The following is a 19,626-nucleotide window of genomic DNA, read 5'->3' on the forward strand; positions in this document are numbered from 1 at the left end:
CGCCGCCGCGTGAGTCTCTTCACAGCGTCAGCCCATACGCGACGAGCGTGACGTGTGGGAGAGGCTGCCAGTCGCGCTCGGGAAGCCTCGTGAACCCGATTCGGTCGTAGAGGCGATGCGCTGCTTTCATCCCGGCCTGGCTGCTCAGCACCACCCTGGTACGCCCGAGCTCCCGTGCGCGCTCCACGACGGCTCTGGTCAGCGCTTCGCCGATGCCCCGGCCTCGTGCAGCTGAGGCGACGGCGAGCATGCGGAACTCCAGCTCGCCGGTACGGGACACCTCGGCAAGCTCGGTGTCCGGGTGCACGATGACGACCGAGCCCAGCAGAGCCCCGGCACCGTCCACGGCGACCAGCAGCTCACTGTGGGCGGCGCGGCCCTCGACGTCCCGCAGATCTGCCTCGTAACGCGGCTCGACACCGAGGTAGCCGTCGTCCCGGTACGCCGCCACGGTGAGTTCACCCACCGCGCCGAACTCGTCCCGGCGCGGTGCGCGGATCTCGACGTCACTCATCGCTTTTCGCCTCCCCTGTTCCGCTCCCAGCCTCGTCGCCGTCCGTCGGCAACGCCACCTCCACGGCCGCGTCCGGGCCGCAGTCGAGCAGCACCTGGAAACCTGCCTCGTCGAGCACCGGAACCTTGAGCTGGACAGCCTTGTCGTACTTCGAACCGGGCGCGTCCCCGACCACGACGAACGCGGTCTTCTTGGACACCGAGCCGGCCGCCTTGCCGCCGCGAGCCATGATCACTTCCTTGGCCTCGTCGCGCGAGAAGGTGTCGAGCGAACCGGTGACGACGATGGAAAGCCCTTCCAGAGTGCGCGGGATGGACTCGTCACGCTCCTCCTCCATCCGCACCCCGGCGCGTCGCCATTTTTCGACGATCTCGCGGTGCCAACCGACCTCGAACCACTCCCGGGTGGCTTGCGCGATGGTCGGACCGACGCCGTCGACCGCGGACAACTCCTCCTCGCTGGCCTGCTCGATCCGCTCCAGCGAACCGAATTCCCTGGCCAGCGCCTGCGCTGCGGTCGGCCCGACGTGCCGGATCGACAGTGCGACGATCACCTTCCACAACGGCCGGTCCTTGGCCGCGTCGAGGTTCGCCAGCAGCTTGCGTGCGTTGGCCGACAGCTCCCCTGCCTTCGTGCGGAAGAGCTCGACCTCGGCCAGGCTCTCCTCGTCGAGGTCGAACACATCGCCTTCGTCCGCGACGACACGCGCGTCGAGCAGCGCCACCGCGGCCTCGTAACCGAGCACCTCGATGTCGAAGGCACCTCGCCCCGCCAGGTGGAACAGCCGTTCCCGCAGCTGTGCCGGGCAGAACCGGGTGTTCGGGCAACGGATGTCGATATCGCCCTCTTTTTGGTACGCCAGCTCGGTGCCGCACTCCGGGCATTCGGTGGGCATGACGAACTCACGTTCTTCACCGGTACGAGCCTCCACGACCGGTCCGAGCACCTCGGGGATGACGTCGCCGGCCTTCCGGAGCACGATCCGGTCGCCGATCAGCACGCCCTTGCGTTTGACCTCTTCCTGGTTGTGCAGCGTCGCCCTGGCCACCGTCGAACCGGCGACCTTGACCGGTTCGGTCACCGCGAACGGCGTGACCCGGCCGGTGCGGCCGACACCGACCTGGATGTCGAGCAACGTCGTGATGGCTTCTTCCGGCGGGTACTTGTAGGCGATCGCCCACCGTGGCGCCCGCGACGTCGTGCCCAGCCTGCGCTGCAGTGAAACCTGGTCGACCTTGATCACGACTCCGTCGATCTCGTGCTCGGCGTCGTGCCGGTGCTCGCCCCAGTAGGTGATGTGATCGGTGAGTTCCTTCGCCGACCGCAGGACCTTGCTGTGCGGTGAAACCGGGAGCCCCCACGCGGCCAATGCCTCATATGCCTCGGACTGGCGCCCGGGTTCGAAGCCTTCGCGACGGCCCAGCCCGTGGCAGATCAGCCGCAGCCGCCGCTCCCGCGTGATCCGTGGATCCTTCTGTCGTAGCGATCCCGCCGCCGTGTTGCGCGGGTTCGCGTACGGCGGTTTTCCCGCCTCAACCATCTTCGCGTTGAGCTCGAGGAAGTCCTCGACCCGGAAGAACACCTCTCCGCGGATCTCGACCAGTGCCGGAACCGGGAACTGCTCGGTGCCGGTAAGCGTTTCCGGGACCTGCTCGAGCGTGCGCACGTTCAGCGTCACGTCCTCGCCGGTGTGCCCGTCACCCCGTGTGAGCGCACGGGTGAGATGACCGTTCTCGTACAGCAGGTTCACGGCGAGACCGTCGATCTTCAGCTCGGCGAGGTACTCGGTACTCCCGATCTCTTTCTCCACCCGCTCGACCCAGGCGAGGAACTCGTCGGTGTCGAAGACGTTGTCGAGACTGAGCATGCGCTCGAGATGGTCGTGTGCCACGAACTCCGTGGAAAACGTGCCGCCGACGTTCTGGGTCGGTGAGTCGGGCGTGACCAGGCCGGGATGAGCGTCCTCGATCCGCTGCAGTTCGGCGAGCAACTCGTCGAACTGGCCATCGGAGACGATGGGAGCGTCCAGCACGTAATACCGGAACTGGTGGCCGCGAACCTCTTCGGCGAGCGCGGCATGCCGCTCACGGACCTCGGCCGGAACCTCCGTGACGTCCTCCGCGGCGTCCGGGGCGGCCTGGTCGGTGATCTGGTCCTGGGGAAGCTCGGTGCTCACGGGTAGTAACCCTAGCCGGAGCCACCGACATTCTCGCCCGGCTGGCTGCTCAGCGTTCGGACCAGGTCACGGAGTTCGAGGAGGGTGATGGCGGCCTCGGGCTCGGCCTCCGCGGTCTCGACACGACGTAGCCGTTCCGCGGCGACACGCTCACCGAGCGTGGCATCGAGCGGCAGGAACGTCATCGTGGTCCGCGCTCCGGCGTCGAGTTCGGCGAAGGCCGGGTGGAAGACAGCGACGTCGACGACCGCGGCGGATTCGTCGACCTGAGCAGCTACCCGGACGTCGGCGAGCGAGATCTGGTGCTCACCCAAGTTGACCGTCACCCCGCTCGGATCGGGGACCGGCGGCACGGAGTCGTGGTACTCCCAGATCGTGTCGTCGGGCGGCGCGGCGGCCTTCCACGCATCGGTGTAAGGCCGTAGTTCGGGATCCTCTTGGCCGGTGACCACCAGCGCGTAGATCGCCCGCTGTCCACGTTCGAGGGAGAAGTGCAGTCGCGGGTGCAGCGCCTCGACCAGTTGACACAGGTCGTGCTCGACGCGGTGCGGCTCCTGATCCCCCAGCGCGGCGCTGACCTGGGGCAGCAACTCGAACCATCCGCGCCAGAACTCCTCGGCCGCCGCTCCGGCGTCGTCCGGGATCGGCTGGTCTGGCCACGCCGTGCGTGGGTCGGGCGGCTCAGCGGTTTCGCTACGACGGCGGCGGAACAAGCGCATGTCTCGAAGAGTCCTCGTTCGATCGGATTCCCCGACACGCTACGCGTCCGGCCGGGCCGCCGTCTGCCGTTCACCAGGTCTCGGGCGGTTCGGCGAATGCCCTGCCGAGATCACGGGTGAGGGAAAGGGCGCGACGCATCCACTCGGTGGTGGCTCCCGCAAGACCACAGGCCGGAGTCGGCACAGCACGTTCGGCGAGAACGCCGCGGTTGAATCCGAGCCTGTCGACCAGTTCGAGCGCAGGCTCCGCGACGTCACGCAGGCCGGGCCGAGTGCCGGGATCAGTGGTGGGAACAAGTCCGAGGAAGAAGGTAGCGCCGCTGTCCCACGTCTCTCCGATCTCGTCGAGCAACGAGGCCGATGTTTCATCGACGGCGGATAGGTCGAAGGCGATGGCCGCGGCCCCCGCCGCGCGCAGCAGCGCGAGCGGCGGCCGCGCCGCGCAGCAATGCACGATTACGGGCTGCCCCGTGATCTTCGCGGCACCTTCGACAACCGTCGACAGCAGGTCGCGGGCCTCCGGCTCGGGCACAGCCGGAACGTTGCCGTAGCCGGAGGGAGTCGGCAGTCCCCCGGCAAGGACAGCCGGCAATGACGGCTCGTCGAACTGCACGACAACGGGGGCACCGGTGCGTGCGGTGATCTCGGCGACGTGTCCGGTTAGCCCTTCGAGCATGGACGACACGAAGTCCCGAAGGGCGCCACGATCAGTGAGCACACGGTGACCACGAGCGAGTTCGATGCCCGCTCCGAGCGTCCATGGCCCGGCGAGCTGAGCCTTGATCACCGGTGGTGCGGCACCGGCTTTCTCTCGAGCCTCCTGGAGCGCGTCCAGATCCCAGCGAAGCAGATCGGTACCGCGCCGATGGTCGTGGCCGGGCCTGGCGGCGACACGGTAGCCGCTCGGTACCACCTCGACGGCGAGATCGACGAGCATCGACGCCGTACGGCCGAGCAGGTCGGCCCCGACGCCACGCGCGGGCAGTTCCGGGAGGTGCGGAAACCCCGGCAGTTCGCCGAACACGACGGCAGCCGCCTCGGCGGGATCGGTCCCCGGCATGGAACCGATCCCGGTGGCGGCGGCGACTGGCCAAACAGGTTGATTCACGACCCCTGATTCTGGCCGAAGCGCTCCGATCACCACAGAGCGCCCCGCCCCCACCCAGTTCACGGAGCCGCCGCCCGGACCCGGATCCCACGCCCGGCGCCCCCGTCACGGCACCGATTCGGCACCGCTTCCGAGTGACCGGTGTCTCATCACGTCCCGGTAGACACCGGGCTCCCCACGGCTCAAGGTGAGAAATGGTCAGGACATCGACGTCCTGCCGGGACGGAGGTTGCCGTGGAGCCGTTGCCCGACAACAGCAACCGGAACTGGGCGGAGCCCGGGATCTACGAGGTCGCGCCCGGCGTCTACCGGATTCCATTGCCACTTCCCGACGACGCGCTCCGAGCGGTCAACGTCTACGCGGTCACCGACGGCACGAAGCTGGCCTTGATCGACTCGGGCTGGGCACTGACCGAGGCCAGGCAACTGCTTGCCGCCGCTTTGGCGGGAATCGGCGCAGGATTCGCGGATGTCACCGAGTTCTTGGTGACGCATGTCCACCGCGACCACTACACCCAAGCTGTGGCCCTCCGCCGCGAGTTCGGCATGAAAGTCGCGCTGGGCCAGGGAGAAGAACCCTCTCTGAAAGCCTCCGCCAATCCGGAGCGGCTGCCGATGGCTCCTCAGGTCCACCTTCTCCGCCGTTGCGGAGCCGACGCGGTGGTGGAAGCGTTGGCACGGTTGTTCGGCACCGACGTGCGACACCACGAAGCCGATCTGTGGGAAGCGCCGGACGAGTGGCTCCTGCCTGGTCGCCGCACGATCATGCCCGGACGCGAACTCGAAATCGTCCACACGCCGGGACACACCGCCGGACACGTCGTCTTCGTCGATGGCGCGGGCGGCCTGCTGTTCTCCGGTGACCACGTACTACCACACATCACTCCCTCGATCGGCTTCCAGCCTGTTCCCGCCGAGTTGCCGCTGAACGACTACATCGACTCGCTGCGGCTCGTCCGGGGTATGCCCGACCGACGGCTGCTGCCCGCGCACGGCCCGGTCACCGACAGCGTGCACACCCGCGTCGACGAGTTGCTGGAACACCACCGGCAACGACTCGAGACCATGGGCCGGCAAGCTTTAGCCGGTGCGAGCACAGCCTTCGAGATCGCCTCTCGTCTGGGCTGGACGCGCCGCCGCCGCAAACTGTCCGAAATGGACGCGTTCAACCAGATGCTCGCCGTTCTGGAAACAGCCGCTCACCTGGACCTGCTTGTTTCGCAGGGCAAACTTGCCGCTCACGACGTCGATGAAGTAAGGCACTACTCGGCGCCCTGAGCGGGTAGGTCTTTCCCTCTGGAGTAGCCGGCTCTTGGCCACGGGCTTGGGCTTCCTTGCATACTGGTCGAGATGGAAGTCATCAGGCGAGCACGGCGAGCGGACATCGCAGCGGTCGCCGCGCTCTTCCAGGTGCCCGCTCAACCGTTGCTCGACGCCTTCGAACTGCTTGACGCCGACTCTCGGGTCGCGCTGGTCGTGGCGGAGGACGATCACGGCATCGTCGGCACAGCGCAACTGACGATACTCCGGGGTTTGTCCTGGCAAGGCATGCCACGAGGGCTCGTCGAAGGCGTCCGAGCCACTCGCCGGGGCGTGACGAGCGCACTGCTGGCCTGGGCGATCAAGGAAGCCACCAAACGCGGTTGCACCAGGCTCCACCTGGATTCCGGGCTCGCGCGGGGAGATCTGAGCGGCTACTACGCTCGGTTCGGATTCGAACACAGCTATCAAGGGTTCACTCGTTCACTGGGATACTCGCCACGTGAGTGATCCGCAGATCCGCCCAGCGCGACGCGACGACGTCGAAGCCATCGTTCGCATGATCGTCGACGACCAGCTCGGAGCCACCCGAGACTCGGTTGACGACCTCGTTCCGTATCTCCGGGCCTTCGACGAGATCGAACACGATCCGAATCAGCTCCTCATCGTCGCCGCCGTCGAGGACGAGCCGGTCGGAACGCTTCAGCTGACGATCATCCCCGGTATGGCCCGCAAGGGAGCGCGTCGTGGCCAAATCGAGGCAGTCCGGGTCCGCGGCGACCATCGTGGTTCCGGTCTCGGCGGCAGGCTGATTCGCTGGGCTGTCGCGGAATCCCGCCAACGGGGTTGCGCGCTGGTGCAGCTGACCTCGGACGTCTCGCGGGTGAACGCACACCGCTTCTACGAGCGGCTTGGTTTTGTCGCGAGTCACACGGGTTTCAAGCTCGCGCTCTGAACGCTCCGGCATGGCAAGCGTGCTCGGCATGCGGCCTCCGTCCTCAAGTCCGATGTCATTTTGCCCTTCGCCGTCGCGGACAAGGGATTCGCCCAATGTGTCAGAGGGCGGGGCCAGGATGACCTCTCCGCTGCGACAAGTCAATAAATTGATGGCACGAGCGGACCGTTCGCACCATTTTCCGACTTTTTCCTTCCACTCGCGTTTTTTCGTCTTCTTCATGGCGTACGGTCGCCGACATGACACCTTCACCGCGACCCCTGCGCGACACCAGGGACACAGGAGAACGCGAAGATCCGGCAAGCTCGGCCTTTCTGCGACGAATGATCCGCACGGACCCCAGCGTCCTGCGGCGCATGCAAGACGACGCAATTCTGCAGATCGTCGAGGAGACAGACACGGAAATAGCCCGGCTACAGGCTCTGCAACTCCGCTGCGTCGCCGAATTCAATCGGCGCAACCGGGACTCCCAGAGCGTGGTGGCCGAACTCTCCTCCATCCTGTCCATAACGGAACAACATGCGAGCGCGGTGATCTCCGCCGCCGAAGTTCTCACTACCCGGCTGCCGCGCACGCTGCAACTGATGGACGAAGGCACGCTCGACCTCTTTCGCGCCATGAAGGTCACGGATGCCACCTCATGGCTCTCTGATGAGCACGCGGCTATCGTCGACGTGATCTTGGCGAGCCGTTTGCCCGGTAAAAACGCCAATCAGGTTCGGAAAGCCACCACTCACGCCGCCACGAAGGTGGACCCCAATGGCGCCGCCCAGCGTGGCGCACGACGACGCTCCGAGCGGCGTGTGGTGCTGAACCACAGCGCTTCGGGGGTTTCACGCCTGTCCATCGACAACGCACCCGCTGAGAAGGCGACAGCGGCCTATCTTCGGCTCGACCAGGCCGCGCGTGCCCTGAAGACTCCCGACGAAGAACGCACATTGGACCAGTTGAGAACCGACGTCGCGCTGGATCTGCTGCTCAACGACGACGGCGGCGGTGAGGAACGCGCAGAAGTCTTTCTGTACATGGACCTCGCTACCTACCTCGGCCTCAACAACGATCCTGTCGAGATGGCAGGTCACGGCCACATCCCCGCGGCGCTCGCTCGCCGTATCGCCGCGGGGCCGGATACAGCGCTTCGACGGATCATCACCGATCCGCTGAGTGGGCAGATGCTCGAGCTCGGAGGCACCCGCTACCGGCCCACTCCCGACATGGACGAGTTCGTCCGCGTCCGCGATCGAGAATGCAGGCAGCCCGGCTGCACAAGGCCGGCGCAGAACTGCAAAATCGAAAACACTCGCTCCCGAAGCGAGGCCGGCGCCGACACGACGTCGACGAAGCCGGTGACCTTCTGCCCTCGTCACCGTCGGCTGAAACGTCGGGCCGACTGGCATTATGAGGTGTCGCCGGACGACAGCCTCACCATCACCACCCCGACCGGAAGAACCCAACGGAGTTCTGTTCCGCCGTTCCACGATCCGCGTCCGGATTCCCCGCCTGGCGGTCCTCAGCACCGGTGAAGGCGGCGGATAGCCACGATCACTACGCGTTTGGAGCGGCCATCACAGAACGATGCGAAGGCAGCATGCACTGTGCCACGGGCTGTTGTTGCCCGTGCTCGCGCTGCACAAAGTCAGCGAGTAGCCGAGATCTTCGCGCTCCCGAGGACCAGATCACCCGACACGGCGTCAGGGCGATAGAGAACGACGACCTGTCCCGGTGCAACGCCGCGCAAGGGCTCCCGCAGCTGGACCGTCACCTGATCGGAGTCGACTTCGGCCACAGCATCGACGATGCCGCCGTGAGCCCGAACCTGGACGACGCATTCGGTCGGGCCATGCAGTGGCCGGCCACCGGGCCAGATCGCGCGATCCGCCTCGATCACCCGCACTCCCAGGCCTGCCGCGGAGCCGACCTTGACCGTGCCGGACACCGGTTCCAGCGACAGCACGTATCGCGGTCGGCCATCTGGCGCGGGCGCCTCGATACCAAGCCCCTTGCGCTGCCCGACCGTGAACCCGTGCACGCCGGTGTGCCGACCGAGCACCGCCCCGGTTTCCGCATCGACAAGGTCGCCCGGGTGCTGCCCCAACCGCTTCTCCAGGAACGCCTTGGTGTCCCCGTCCGGAATGAAACAGATGTCATGGCTGTCGGGCTTCCTCGCCACGGACAAGCCACGACGTTCCGCCTCGGCTCGCACATCGGACTTCCAGGAGTCGCCGAGCGGGAACATCGCGTGGCTGAGTTGCTCGGGGGTCAACGAGGCGAGCACGTAGGACTGGTCCTTGCCCTCGTCCGCGCTGCGACGCAGTTCCGGAACACCGTCCTGCACGGCCAGGCGGGCGTAGTGCCCAGTCGCCACCGCGTCGAAGCCAAGTGCCACGGCCTTCTCCAGAAGGGCCTCGAACTTGATCTTCTCGTTGCAGGTGACGCACGGATTGGGGGTACGCCCAGCGGCATATTCCCCGACGAAGGTTTCCACTACCTCTTCGGTGAAGCGCTCAGCGAAATCCCAGATATAGAACGGAATACCAAGGATATCGGCGGCCCTGCGAGCGTCGTGCGAATCCTCGATCGTGCAACAACCCCGCGAGCCGGTACGCAGAGTGCCCGGCTTCGCCGACAACGCGAGGTGGACGCCGACTACGTCGTGGCCGGCGTCCACCACACGCGCGGCGGCGACCGCCGAATCCACTCCTCCACTCATCGCAGCCAGTACTCGCATGCCCTACACCTCTTGCTTCTGCTTGCGCATCCCGGCCAGCCCAGCCTGCCGAGCACGCGCCACGACGCCGCCGATCTCCCCGGCGAGCGCCGCGACGTCCGCCGCGGAGGAGGTGTGGCCGAGAGAGAACCTCAACGAGCCGCGGGCGGCGACAGGATCCGCACCCATAGCCAGCAGTACATGGCTCGGCTGGGCGACCCCGGCCGTGCAGGCCGAGCCCGTCGAACACTCGATTCCCTTGGCATCCAACAACATCAGGAGGCTGTCGCCCGCACACCCGGGAAACGTGAAGTGAGCATGCCCGGGCAACCTGTCGCCTTCGCCACCGTTGAGCACCGCGTCCGGCACTTCGCGAAGCACGGCCTCGATGAGCCCGTCACGGAGACGCACGAGTGCCTTGGCCTGTTCTTCCCGCGCCTCGACACACACGCGTACAGCGGCGGCGAAACCGACGATCGCCGGTACATCCAAGGTGCCGGAACGGACACTGCGTTCCTGACCACCGCCATGCAGAAGTGGGACACAAGCGGTGTCCCGACCGAGCAGCAGTGCGCCGACCCCATACGGACCACCGAGCTTGTGCCCGGTGAGACTGAGCGCCGCGGCTCCGCAAGCGGCGAAATCGACCGGGATCGCGCCGACCGCTTGCACCGCGTCGGTGTGCAGCGGCACGCCGAATTCCGCGCAAACCGCCGCGAGCTCGGGTACCGGGTTGATCGTCCCTACCTCGTTGTTCGCCCACATGATCGTGGCCAGTGCCGCGGTCTCCGGTTCCCTGGCGATGGCCGAACGCAACGTCTCAGGCGAGACACGACCCTGGCTGTCGACTTCCAGCCAGGTGATCTCCGCGCCGTCGTACTTCTCGAGCCACTCGACCGTGTCCAGGACCGCGTGGTGCTCGACCGTGCTGCACAGCACGCGGCGCCGTTCGGGCCGCTCGTTCCGGCGCGCCCAGTAGATCCCCTTGACGGCAAGGTTGTCGCTCTCCGTGCCGCCTCCGGTGAAGATCACTTCCGACGGCCTGGCGCCCAGGGCCTCGGCGATCGTCTCGCGGGCCTCCTCGACAATCCGCCGCGCGCGCCTGCCCGAGGAATGCAGCGCTGAGGCGTTGCCCACGGTGGGCAACGCCTCGGTCATCGCCGCTATGGCGTCCGGCAACATCGGAGTGGTCGCCGCGTGGTCGAGGTAGGTCATCGCCCCTTCAGGGTAGTCCGCTTCAGCGGGTGACGAAGCCCACCCTCGCAGTCAGAGTGGGCTGTCACACCTTCGTCGGCCAGCGGCCTGTCAAACGAGCCCCCAGTGCGGCGAGCGCGATGAGCACCGCACTGAGCAGTGCCATTGCGGGCGAAGGGTGCTGCGCCGATGCTACGAGGCCGAGCAAGACACCGCCCAGCCCGATGAGCAGCGCGGATCCCACCCAATCGGCAAGCTGCATCGCCGAGGTGTTGAACCCCCGCTCCCCTTCGGGCGAATATCGCAACAGAAGCACCGAGACAGCCGGCATCGCGATTCCCATTCCGGCCCCTCCCACCGCGCAGACCGCGAAGGCGATCCACCCCGGAAACAGCGGCTGAGACACCAGTCCGAAGCCCACAAGACCCACTGTGACCAGGAGGAACCCGACTCGGAGCGACGCCTCTCTCGACCAGTCGACGAACCTTCCCTGCACCGCCGACGCCGCTGACCAGCCGAGCGCCGTGATGGTCAGCGGCAAGCCGGCGAGTGCCGGGCTGTAGCCATGGACCGCACTCATCGTCAACGGCAGGTAGGCCTCCATTCCGGCGTAAGCGCCGGCGAGGAGCGCCCGCGAAGCCACGACCGTCGGCAGCCCGGGACGGGAGGTCAAGGTGCCCTTCGGCAGCAGCTTGCGCAGCGAATACGCAAGGACGACAAGCCCGGCCGCTCCGACTACGAGGGCGTACGACGAGCGCTGCTGGGCAGCCCAGGTCAAGGCGGCTACACCGAGCGCGGCGACCACCGCCGTGATCACCCCGGCCTGCCGCCCAGCGGCCGCGGGGACATGGGGTGGCAACCGGCGGGCGACGGCGAGGAGCATCGCGATACCGACGATGACCAAGGGGACCAGTCCCAGGAAGACCCAGCGCCACCCGACACTCACCGTGATCAAGCCGGCCAACGACGGTCCGACGACCGCGGGCAGCACCCAAGCGGCCGCGTTCGCGGCGTAGATCACCGGCCGCTCCCGGTCGGTGAACGTCAGAGCGATGAGCAAAGAGACCGAGACCAGCAGCAGCCCCGACCCGAACCCCTGCAACGCCCGGCCGACGAGCAACAACGGCATCCCGGTCGCGGTGCCCGCGACGATCAGTCCGCAGGTGAAGAGGACAGGACCGGCCAACAACGCGGGAACCGGGCCGCGACGGTCGCCCATCCGTCCCGACAACACGGTGGCGATCACACTGGCGATCAGGAATGTGACGAACGGCCAAGCGTAGAGCGAAAGCCCGCGCAGCTCGGCCACGAGCGTCGGCATCGCGGTGGCGACACCCATGTTCTCGAACGCGACCAAGGTGACGACGAGCAGCAACGCGACTGTGGTCAGCCTGCGTTCAGGCGCCCAAAGAACACTGCGGCGGGCGGGCGCTTCGATCGTCCGGCTCATGATCGCCAGCCTGCAACCTCCAGCTCAGTGGAGGTCAAGGCGCACCGGCGAAAGCGCGCTGGGTCAGCTGTTCACTGGGCGCCTCGGCGCCGAGACACGAGCCGACTTGCGCCGTTGCGCTGGGATGCGGACCGTGCCGAGTGCCGAATGCACCGACGCCTCCGCCAGCGACGCCAGCTCGCGACGGTTCGACGCGCGTCCAGGTGCGATCTCGGGACACACCTGCATCTCGAGCACCAAGCCCCGCAAGGCAGCTACCCGGCGAAGCGATGCGATAAGGGACTCTGGACCGATGAACGCCGGCTGGCTGGTCTCCCTGCCGTCGGCGAGCCGGTACCGCAGAGCGATCGGGCGCACGGGTACCCCACCGTCGATCGCGGCCTGGAAGGTGGCCGTCGTGAACCGGCCGGAAGCCAAGCCGCACCAGGTGGTGCCTTCGGGAGTCACGTTCACCAACGACCCGGAGCGCAATGCGGCGGCGAGCTCGTCCATCGTCCCCGGCAAGGTGCGAAGCCTTTCCCTGTCAAGGAAAATGCTTCCACCACGGCGGACAAGGCTTCCGAGCACGGGCCAGCTCGCGATCTCGCGCTTCGCCAGCGCGCGCATCGGCCGCAGCGCGTTGATCGCCACGATGTCCAGCCAGGAGATGTGGTTGTTCACGACCAACGCCCCACGTCCCGCCGGGGCCGCCAGAAAACCTTCTGCCCCACGCAATACCAATTTGACGCCGAAGGCACGCAACACCCCGCGGAACACTGCCCTGATCAGCCGTTCCCTGCCGCGCCCGCGAAGCACGAGCAGCAGCGGGGCGCTCAACACGGCCACGAGGACGACGCCGATCGCCGCGGTGAACCGCAGCACACGACGGGGCAACGCCACCGTCCGTGCACCTTCGGTCAGACAGCCGTCCCCGCAGGGAGACGTGGGCATCCAGGGGTGGCTCATAACTGAGCCCCGAGGAAGAACTTCAGATAACGCTCATCGACGTTGTGCAGGTCGAGCAGCACGAAGAAGTCGGCGACACCGAAGTCCGGGTCGTGGGCAGGCGGGCCGCACACCTTGGCGCCGAGCCGGACGTAGCCCTTGATCAGCGGTGGGAGCAGCGAACGCGCGGGCCGCGCGATCCCCTCGTCCACCCACGGCTGCAAGGGGGTGACGCGGGCCGACTCGTCGGCGTAGTGCTTGGCGCGCAGCACATCCCACACACCGGCCGCGAAGCTTCCGCCGTCGGTCAAGGGCACCGAGGCACAGCCGGCGAGGTAGCGGTGCCCGGAAAGCAGCATGTATCGCGCGATCCCGGCCCACACCAGGCTTACGACGGCGCCGCTGCGATGGTCGGCATGGACACAGGAGCGTCCGGTCTCGACCAGCGACGGCCGGAGCCCGTTGATCGCCGTGAGGTCGAATTCGCTGTCGGAGTAGAGTTTCCCGGCCTGCGCGGCACGCTCGGGCGGCAGCATCCGGTAGGTGCCGACGATTTCGCCCGTGTTGTCGTCCCGCACGACGAGGTGGTCGCAGAACTCGTCGAAGTAGTCGACGTCGAGCCCGGCCTGGAGAGTATTGAGATTCGCCCCGACTTCTTCGGCGAAGACCTCGTATCGCAGCTTTTGCGCGGCGACGACTTCGTCATTTCCGTGAGCGACGAGCAAGGAGTACCTGGGTGCACCGGCCGGAACCTCGACACCCGCCTGGTCAGTACTGACGAGGAGCTGTGACGTCGTCATGGTCAAGGTGTACCCGGCGGGGAGAACCGCGAAGAGTGCCATCCGGTGACCGATTAGTGCACGTTCAGTGAATTGCGGGTTCTCAGGGTTCTCTCAGGTCCGAGACTGCTCCGGAGATGCCGAAGGGCCCTCCGGGAACCATCCCGGAGGGCCCTTCGAATCGATTCGGCGAGCGCTCAGCCCTTGCGCTTCTCGACCGCCTCGGTCAGCTGCGGGGCAACGTTGAACAGATCGCCCACGACGCCGAAGTCGGCGATCTCGAAGATCGGCGCATCGGGGTCCTTGTTGACCGCGATGATCGTCTTCGAGGTCTGCATGCCCGCGCGGTGCTGGATCGCGCCGGAGATGCCGAGCGCGATGTACAGCTGCGGCGACACGGTCTTGCCGGTCTGGCCCACCTGGAACTGCGCCGGGTAGTAACCGGAGTCGACAGCGGCGCGGGACGCGCCGACGGCCGCGCCGAGCGAGTCGGCCAGCTTCTCGACGACATCGAACTTCTCCGCCGAGCCGACACCACGGCCACCCGAAACGACGATCGACGCCTCGGTCAGCTCCGGCCGGTCGCCGCCCACCACCGGCTCCACGCCGGTGATACGCGCGGACTTCGCCGGGTCGCCGGCCGGGATTTCGACGGTCTCCTCGGCCGCGGCACCCTCGGCGGCCTCCGCCTCGACCGCACCGGGCCGCACGGAGACGACCGGGGCACCCTTGGCGGACTTGGACTTCACCGAGAACGCGCCACCGAAGATGGACTGGTCCACGCTGCCGTCGGCGTTGATGCCCACGGCGTCGTAGAGGAGACCGGAGCCCAGCCGGACGGCGAGCCGCGCGGCCACCTCCTTGCCCTCGGCGCCGGCGGCGACGAGCACGGCCGCCGGGGAGGCCTGCTCGGCCAGCTTGGCCAGCACGTCCACCTTGGGGGTGACCAGGAAACCGGTGGCGGCGTCGCCCTCGGCGACGTACACCTTCGCGGCACCGTGCGAGGCCAGCGCTTCCTTGGCCTTCGCCGCGGAGCCCGTCGGGCCGACGACGACCGCGGACGGCTCACCGAGGGCACGGGCGGCGGTCAGCAGTTCGAGCGTGACCTTCTTGACCTCACCGTCGACGTGGTCGACGAGGACGAGTACTTCAGCCATTTCCCTATTCCTCCTCGAAACCTGTCTCAGATGAGCTTCTGGCCGACCAGGTACTCGGCGACCTTGCTGCCGCCGTCGCCCTCGTCCTCGACCTTCTCGCCCGCGGTGCGCGGCGGCTTCGGGGCGGCTTCGATGACCGACGACCAGGCGTTGCCGAGACCGACCTCGCCCGCGTCGATGCCGAGGTCGGCGATGCTCAGGGTCTCGACCGGCTTCTTCTTCGCGGCCATGATGCCCTTGAACGACGGGTAGCGCGGCTCGTTGATCTTCTCGCCGACGCTGACCAGCGCGGGCAGGTTCGCCTCGAGGTGCGTGATGCCGTCCTCGGTCTCACGGTCGGCCTTCACCGCCGTGCCCTCGACGTTCAGCACGCGGACGTAGGTCAGCTGCGGCAGGCCGAGCAGCTCGGCGAGGATCGCGGGGACAGCTCCGCCGCGGCCGTCGGAGGACTCGTTGCCGGCGATGATCAGGTCGTAGCTGCCGACCTTCGCGATGGCGGCCGCGAGGACCTTGGCGGTGGCGATGGCGTCGGAGCCGTGCAGGGCCTCGTCGGAGACGTGGATGGCCTTGTCCGCGCCCATGGACAGCGCCTTGCGGATCGCGTCCGTCGCGCGGTCGGGGCCGACCGAGATCACGGTGACCTCGCCCTCGCCGGCTTCCTTGATCTTCAGGGCTTCTTCGACGGCCTTCTCGTTGATCTCATCGAGCACGGCGTCGGCGGATTCACGGTCAAGGGTGTGGTCGGCGCCGGAGAGCTTCCGCTCCGAGTAGGTGTCCGGTACCTGCTTGACCAGGACAACGATGTTCGTCATGGGTCTTCTTCGACCTCCCGGTAGTGGCCGGCGTCGGCCACGGGACAGTGCTCTACTGGCCGGTAGATTAGAGCCATCCGGCGCGCCTGACCCGGCGAGGTGACGGCATTCACCTGGATGAGCAAACTAGCTGCACGATCGTACCGGTAGTTTTGGGTTGCCCCATATCGTGGGACCGCTCCGCCGATCGGGCGAACGGCGGTCTACTCGGAGTAGGTGGTTAATTGTTAACCTCCGGCACCATGTCCGCCTCCATCGCCGTCATCACGGACTCGAGTTCGTGCCTGCCGGAGCAGCTCGCCGCCCGCTGGGGCATCGGTGTCGCCCAGATCCAGCTGCACGTCGGCGACCATCTCGACGACGAACACCGCTTCGACCGCGCCGAACTCATCGAGTCGATGCGCGCCGGAACCCCGGTCAGCACCACGCCGCCGGATCCCGGCGCGTTCTTCTGGGCCTACCAGGACGCGGCCGCCCGCGGGGCGTCCGCCATCGTGAGCGTCCACATCTCTGGGCGCATGTCCGCGACGCTGGAGGCCGCCCGCGAAGCCGCCCAGCAGGTGCGCATCCCCGTGCACATCCTCGACAGCGGGACACTCGGCATGAGCCTCGGCTTCGCGGCCGTTTCCGCCGCCCGTGCCGCCGCCGCGGGCGCCCAGGTGGATCGGGTGATCGCCGCGGCGGAACGCCGCTTCCGCACCAGTACCGAACTCGTCTACGTGGACACGTTGGAGTACCTCCGCCGCGGCGGGCGCATCGGCGCCGCGCAGTCGATGCTGGGCACGGCACTGTCGATCAAACCGTTGCTCACCGTTACCGGGGGCGAGGTCTCCCCGGCGGCCAGGGCACGCGGCGTCAAACGCGCGCTGGGCAAGCTGGTCGACCTGGCGGTGAAGACGGCGGGCACCCAGCAGGTGGACGTCGCGGTGACCCGCTTCGGCGGGCCTGACGAGCGGGAGTTCGAGATCGGCGGAGCGCTCCGGCAGCGGGTCGCCGGTCTCGGCGAGGCCATGCTCGTCGAGGCCAGCACCGTCATCGGCGCCCACGTCGGCCCGGGCGCCATCGGCATCACGGTGTCTCCGGTGGCTTGATCCGTCGTCCCGGCAGGAGAATCAGGACCAGCGGCACCAGCGCGCCCAGCGCCGTCGTCACCACGATCAGGACCTGGTCCAGCCGTTCGAAATGGGCGAGGTGGCCGAGGTGGTACGCGAAATGCGGCGCGCCGAACAGCAGCGCCGCGACACCGGCGAGGCGGGCGGCCGCGGCCGTGCCGATCACCGCCGCCCCGACCAGGACGGCGGCGAGTGCGAGGTTCAGCCCGCCGAAGTCGCGGATGAGGTGCTCGTTGAAGGCTCCGTCCATCGCCACCCAGCCCCGCCGGAGCCCGGGAAAATCCTGGTAGAAGCCCATGGGCGAAACCAGCGGCCACAGGCCGACACCGGCCTCGATCGCACCGAAGATCACGAGAAGTACGCGTATGAAGGTCCGTTGCATACCCCATGGACAAGACAGCTCCCCAAGACGTGACATCGCCTGCCGTCTTGCCCGTTCCGGCCAGGTCACCCGCTAGGGTCGCGAGCGTGACCACCCCAGCCACCCGGGCCGAAGCGCTGCATCTCACCGGCGAGCGGACCGTCCCCGGCATCGCCGAGGAGAACTACTGGTTCCGGCGCCACGAGGCCGCGTACCTCGCGTTGCTCCCCCACTGTGCGGGCGCGACGGTCCTGGAAGCAGGGTGCGGCGAAGGATATGGAGCGGGTCTCCTCGCCGAGCACGCCCGGCGTGTGGTGGCGCTCGACTACGACCAGCCGACCACGAAGCATGTCGCCCGCCGCTATCCGGCGGTCGCGATCGCGCGTGCCAACCTCGCGTTCCTGCCCCTGCGGGACGCCTCGGTGGACGTCGTGGCGAACTTCCAGGTGATCGAGCATCTCTGGGATCAGGCCGGATTCCTCGCCGAATGTCGTCGTGTGCTCGTACCGGGCGGGAAGCTGCTGGTGACCACTCCGAACCGCCTGACGTTCACCCCGGACAGCGACACCCCGCTGAATCCGTTCCACACCAGGGAACTCGCACCGTCCGAAATGGACTCGCTGCTGACCGGGGCGGGATTCGAGGTCGAGTCGCTGCACGGCTTGCACCACGGTGATCCGCTCCGCGCGCTCGACGCGCGTTACGGCGGTTCGATCATCGACGCCCAGCTCGACGTCGTCATGGGTCAGTTGCCCGGCCAGGCGACCTGGCCGCCCGCGCTGCTCGCGGACATCGAAGCCATTCGCGCCGAGGACTTCGTTGTCCACGGGGAAGACCTCGACGCGAGTCTCGACCTGATCGCCGTGGCGGTGCGCCGGTGAGCGAGTACGAGGGCACCTTCTGCCTGGTGGTGCACAGCCACTTGCCGTGGCTCGCCCATCACGGCAGCTGGCCGGTCGGCGAAGAATGGCTTTACCAGGCCTGGGCGCATTCCTACCTGCCGATGGTGGACCTGCTGCACCGGTTCGCCGGGGAGGGCCGCCGCGACGTGCTCACCCTCGGCATGACGCCGGTACTGGCCGCTCAGCTCGACGATCCGTATTGCATCTCGGCGTGCCACGACTGGCTCGGCCACTGGCAGCTGCGCGCGCAGCACGCGGCGACGCTGTGGCGTGGCGACCCGCTCTTGCGCGAACTCGCCGCGGCCGAGCACCGCACCGCCACCCTCGCCGCCGAGGAGCTCGAAACCCGCTGGCGCCATGGTTTTTCGCCGATCCTGCGTTCCCTTGTGGACAGCGACACGATCGAACTGCTCGGTGGCCCGCTGGCCCATCCGTTCCAGCCACTGCTGGAGCCGCGAGTGCGCGAGTTCGCGTTGCGCGGCGGCCTCGACGACACCGCGCTGCGCATCGGCCGCCGCCCGGAAGGAATCTGGGCGCCGGAGTGCGGCTACGCGCCCGGCATGGAACGCGACTACGCGGCCGCGGGTGTCCGCCGGTTCCTGGTGGACGGCCCGTCGCTGCGGGGCGAAACAGCGTCGGCGCGCACGGTCGGCGACTCCGACGTCGTCTGTTTCGGCCGCGACCTCGAAGTCACCTACCGCGTCTGGTCCCCCAAAGCGGGCTACCCGGGACATGCCGCCTACCGCGATTTCCACACCTGGGCACACGAAGTCGGGTTGAAGCCGTCTCGTGTCACCGGCAAGCAGATCGAGCCGCCGGACAAGGCGCCCTACGATCCCGCGCTCGCCGCCGACGTCCTGGGGCTGCACGTCAAGGACTTCGTGGACACCGTGGTCACGCGGCTGCGCGACCTCAAGGACCGGCACGGTCGTGAATCGCTGGTGGTGGCCGCCTACGACACGGAACTGTTCGGACACTGGTGGCATGAAGGCCCGGCCTGGCTGGAGGGCGTTCTGCGGGCGCTGCCCGAAGCCGGGGTCCGGGTGACGACGCTGCGCGGCGCGATCGAGGCGGGGCACCTCGGAAGCCCCATCGACCTGCCGGCGTCGTCCTGGGGTTCGGGCAAGGACTGGCGGGTCTGGGACGGCGAGCAGGTCGCCGACATGGTCACGGCGAACACCGCGCTCCAGCACCGGCTGCTCGACCTCGTCGCAACCGTGGACAGCACCGCCCGCGACACCGTCGCCGACCAGGCGGTGGCCGAAGCGATGCTCGCGTTGTCGAGCGACTGGGCATTCATGGTCACCAAGGACTCCGCCGCCGACTACGCGCGACGCCGTGCCCGTGTCCACACCGAACGGTTCGACGCGTTGGCGACGCTGGTGCGCGAAGGCGACCGCGCTCGGGCACACGAACTCGCGACGACGTTCCGCGGCGACGACAACCCGTTCGGTCATCTCGACGCCAGGGCGCTCAAGAAGCGCTGACCACGAAGG

19 protein-coding genes are annotated in these 19,626 nt (G+C 67.7%); 7 read left to right on the forward strand and 12 right to left on the reverse strand.

Annotated features, from left to right (window positions below; all coding sequences use genetic code 11):
• Positions 1-19 precede the first annotated feature (19 nt).
• The 4 genes from ACFWX1_RS11690 to ACFWX1_RS11705 all read right to left on the reverse strand — a co-directional run bounded on the left by ACFWX1_RS11690 (position 20) and on the right by ACFWX1_RS11705 (position 4,517).
• On the reverse strand, positions 20-514 hold the full coding sequence (locus ACFWX1_RS11690; RefSeq protein WP_378386346.1) for a GNAT family N-acetyltransferase: 495 nt from the start codon (positions 512-514) through the stop codon (positions 20-22).
• Positions 507-2,690: an NAD-dependent DNA ligase LigA gene (gene ligA / locus ACFWX1_RS11695; protein WP_378386348.1), complete on the reverse strand. Its 2,184-nt coding sequence runs from the start codon at positions 2,688-2,690 to the stop codon at positions 507-509. The genes ACFWX1_RS11690 and ligA overlap by 8 nt, the downstream gene beginning before the upstream one ends.
• An 11-nt stretch (positions 2,691-2,701) precedes the next feature.
• Complete coding sequence (locus ACFWX1_RS11700; RefSeq protein ID WP_378386350.1) at positions 2,702-3,409, reverse strand: hypothetical protein; 708 nt, start codon at positions 3,407-3,409, stop codon at positions 2,702-2,704.
• Positions 3,410-3,479: 70 nt separating this feature from the next.
• A complete protein-coding gene (locus ACFWX1_RS11705) occupies positions 3,480-4,517 on the reverse strand; it encodes a methionine synthase (protein WP_378386351.1) in 1,038 nt (345 codons plus the stop codon).
• Positions 4,518-4,751: 234 nt separating this feature from the next.
• Between ACFWX1_RS11705 and ACFWX1_RS11710 the strand changes: the two genes are divergently transcribed.
• From ACFWX1_RS11710 to ACFWX1_RS11725, 4 genes are all read left to right on the forward strand, one after another.
• Positions 4,752-5,795, forward strand: a complete 1,044-nt coding sequence (locus ACFWX1_RS11710; protein WP_378386353.1) for an MBL fold metallo-hydrolase — start codon at positions 4,752-4,754, stop codon at positions 5,793-5,795.
• Between the two features lie 72 nt (positions 5,796-5,867).
• The gene (locus ACFWX1_RS11715) at positions 5,868-6,287 is read left to right on the forward strand and encodes a GNAT family N-acetyltransferase (RefSeq protein WP_378386355.1); all 420 of its coding nucleotides are present in this window, start codon (positions 5,868-5,870) and stop codon (positions 6,285-6,287) included.
• A 49-nt stretch (positions 6,288-6,336) separates the two neighbouring features.
• Positions 6,337-6,732 (forward strand): GNAT family N-acetyltransferase, encoded by a 396-nt coding sequence (locus ACFWX1_RS11720; protein WP_378386357.1) that lies wholly within the window; start codon positions 6,337-6,339, stop codon positions 6,730-6,732.
• Positions 6,733-7,055: 323 nt separating this feature from the next.
• Positions 7,056-8,255, forward strand: a complete 1,200-nt coding sequence (locus ACFWX1_RS11725) for a DUF222 domain-containing protein (protein WP_378386358.1) — start codon at positions 7,056-7,058, stop codon at positions 8,253-8,255.
• 113 nt (positions 8,256-8,368) lie between these two features.
• Here the strand turns inward: ACFWX1_RS11725 and mnmA are convergent, their stop codons facing one another.
• From mnmA to ACFWX1_RS11760, 7 genes are all read right to left on the reverse strand, one after another.
• Positions 8,369-9,460, reverse strand: a complete 1,092-nt coding sequence (mnmA, locus tag ACFWX1_RS11730) for a tRNA 2-thiouridine(34) synthase MnmA (protein WP_378386360.1) — start codon at positions 9,458-9,460, stop codon at positions 8,369-8,371.
• A gap of 3 nt (positions 9,461-9,463) precedes the next feature.
• Positions 9,464-10,654 (reverse strand): cysteine desulfurase family protein, encoded by a 1,191-nt coding sequence (locus ACFWX1_RS11735; RefSeq protein ID WP_378386362.1) that lies wholly within the window; start codon positions 10,652-10,654, stop codon positions 9,464-9,466.
• Positions 10,655-10,718: 64 nt separating this feature from the next.
• Positions 10,719-12,083, reverse strand: coding sequence for an MFS transporter (locus ACFWX1_RS11740; RefSeq protein WP_378386363.1), 1,365 nt, complete (start codon positions 12,081-12,083; stop codon positions 10,719-10,721).
• A gap of 63 nt (positions 12,084-12,146) precedes the next feature.
• On the reverse strand, positions 12,147-13,028 hold the full coding sequence (locus ACFWX1_RS11745) for a lysophospholipid acyltransferase family protein (protein ID WP_378386365.1): 882 nt from the start codon (positions 13,026-13,028) through the stop codon (positions 12,147-12,149).
• The gene (locus tag ACFWX1_RS11750; RefSeq protein ID WP_378386367.1) at positions 13,025-13,807 is read right to left on the reverse strand and encodes a GNAT family N-acetyltransferase; all 783 of its coding nucleotides are present in this window, start codon (positions 13,805-13,807) and stop codon (positions 13,025-13,027) included. The genes ACFWX1_RS11745 and ACFWX1_RS11750 overlap by 4 nt, the downstream gene beginning before the upstream one ends.
• Positions 13,808-13,983: 176 nt before the next feature.
• A complete protein-coding gene (locus tag ACFWX1_RS11755) occupies positions 13,984-14,943 on the reverse strand; it encodes an electron transfer flavoprotein subunit alpha/FixB family protein (protein ID WP_378386369.1) in 960 nt (319 codons plus the stop codon).
• A gap of 26 nt (positions 14,944-14,969) precedes the next feature.
• A complete protein-coding gene (locus ACFWX1_RS11760) occupies positions 14,970-15,755 on the reverse strand; it encodes an electron transfer flavoprotein subunit beta/FixA family protein (RefSeq protein ID WP_378386370.1) in 786 nt (261 codons plus the stop codon).
• 242 nt (positions 15,756-15,997) lie between these two features.
• Here ACFWX1_RS11760 and ACFWX1_RS11765 point away from each other — a divergent pair, with 242 nt between their 5' ends.
• Positions 15,998-16,846 carry a DegV family protein gene (locus ACFWX1_RS11765; protein ID WP_378386372.1) on the forward strand — a complete coding sequence of 283 codons (849 nt, stop codon included), beginning with the start codon at positions 15,998-16,000 and terminating at the stop codon, positions 16,844-16,846.
• Here the strand turns inward: ACFWX1_RS11765 and ACFWX1_RS11770 are convergent.
• A complete protein-coding gene (locus ACFWX1_RS11770) occupies positions 16,824-17,249 on the reverse strand; it encodes a hypothetical protein (RefSeq protein ID WP_378386374.1) in 426 nt (141 codons plus the stop codon). The two genes, ACFWX1_RS11765 and ACFWX1_RS11770, sit on opposite strands and share 23 nt — an antisense overlap.
• A gap of 86 nt (positions 17,250-17,335) precedes the next feature.
• Between ACFWX1_RS11770 and ACFWX1_RS11775 the strand changes: the two genes are divergently transcribed.
• Both ACFWX1_RS11775 and ACFWX1_RS11780 read left to right on the forward strand, forming a co-directional pair.
• Positions 17,336-18,109 carry a class I SAM-dependent methyltransferase gene (locus ACFWX1_RS11775; protein WP_378386376.1) on the forward strand — a complete coding sequence of 258 codons (774 nt, stop codon included), beginning with the start codon at positions 17,336-17,338 and terminating at the stop codon, positions 18,107-18,109.
• Positions 18,106-19,617 carry a 1,4-alpha-glucan branching protein domain-containing protein gene (locus ACFWX1_RS11780; protein ID WP_378386378.1) on the forward strand — a complete coding sequence of 504 codons (1,512 nt, stop codon included), beginning with the start codon at positions 18,106-18,108 and terminating at the stop codon, positions 19,615-19,617. Before ACFWX1_RS11775 ends, ACFWX1_RS11780 begins: the two co-directional genes overlap by 4 nt.
• The last annotated feature ends 9 nt before the right edge of the window (positions 19,618-19,626 follow it).

This window comes from Amycolatopsis sp. NPDC059021 (assembly GCF_042739895.1).
Lineage (GTDB): Bacteria > Actinomycetota > Actinomycetes > Mycobacteriales > Pseudonocardiaceae > Amycolatopsis.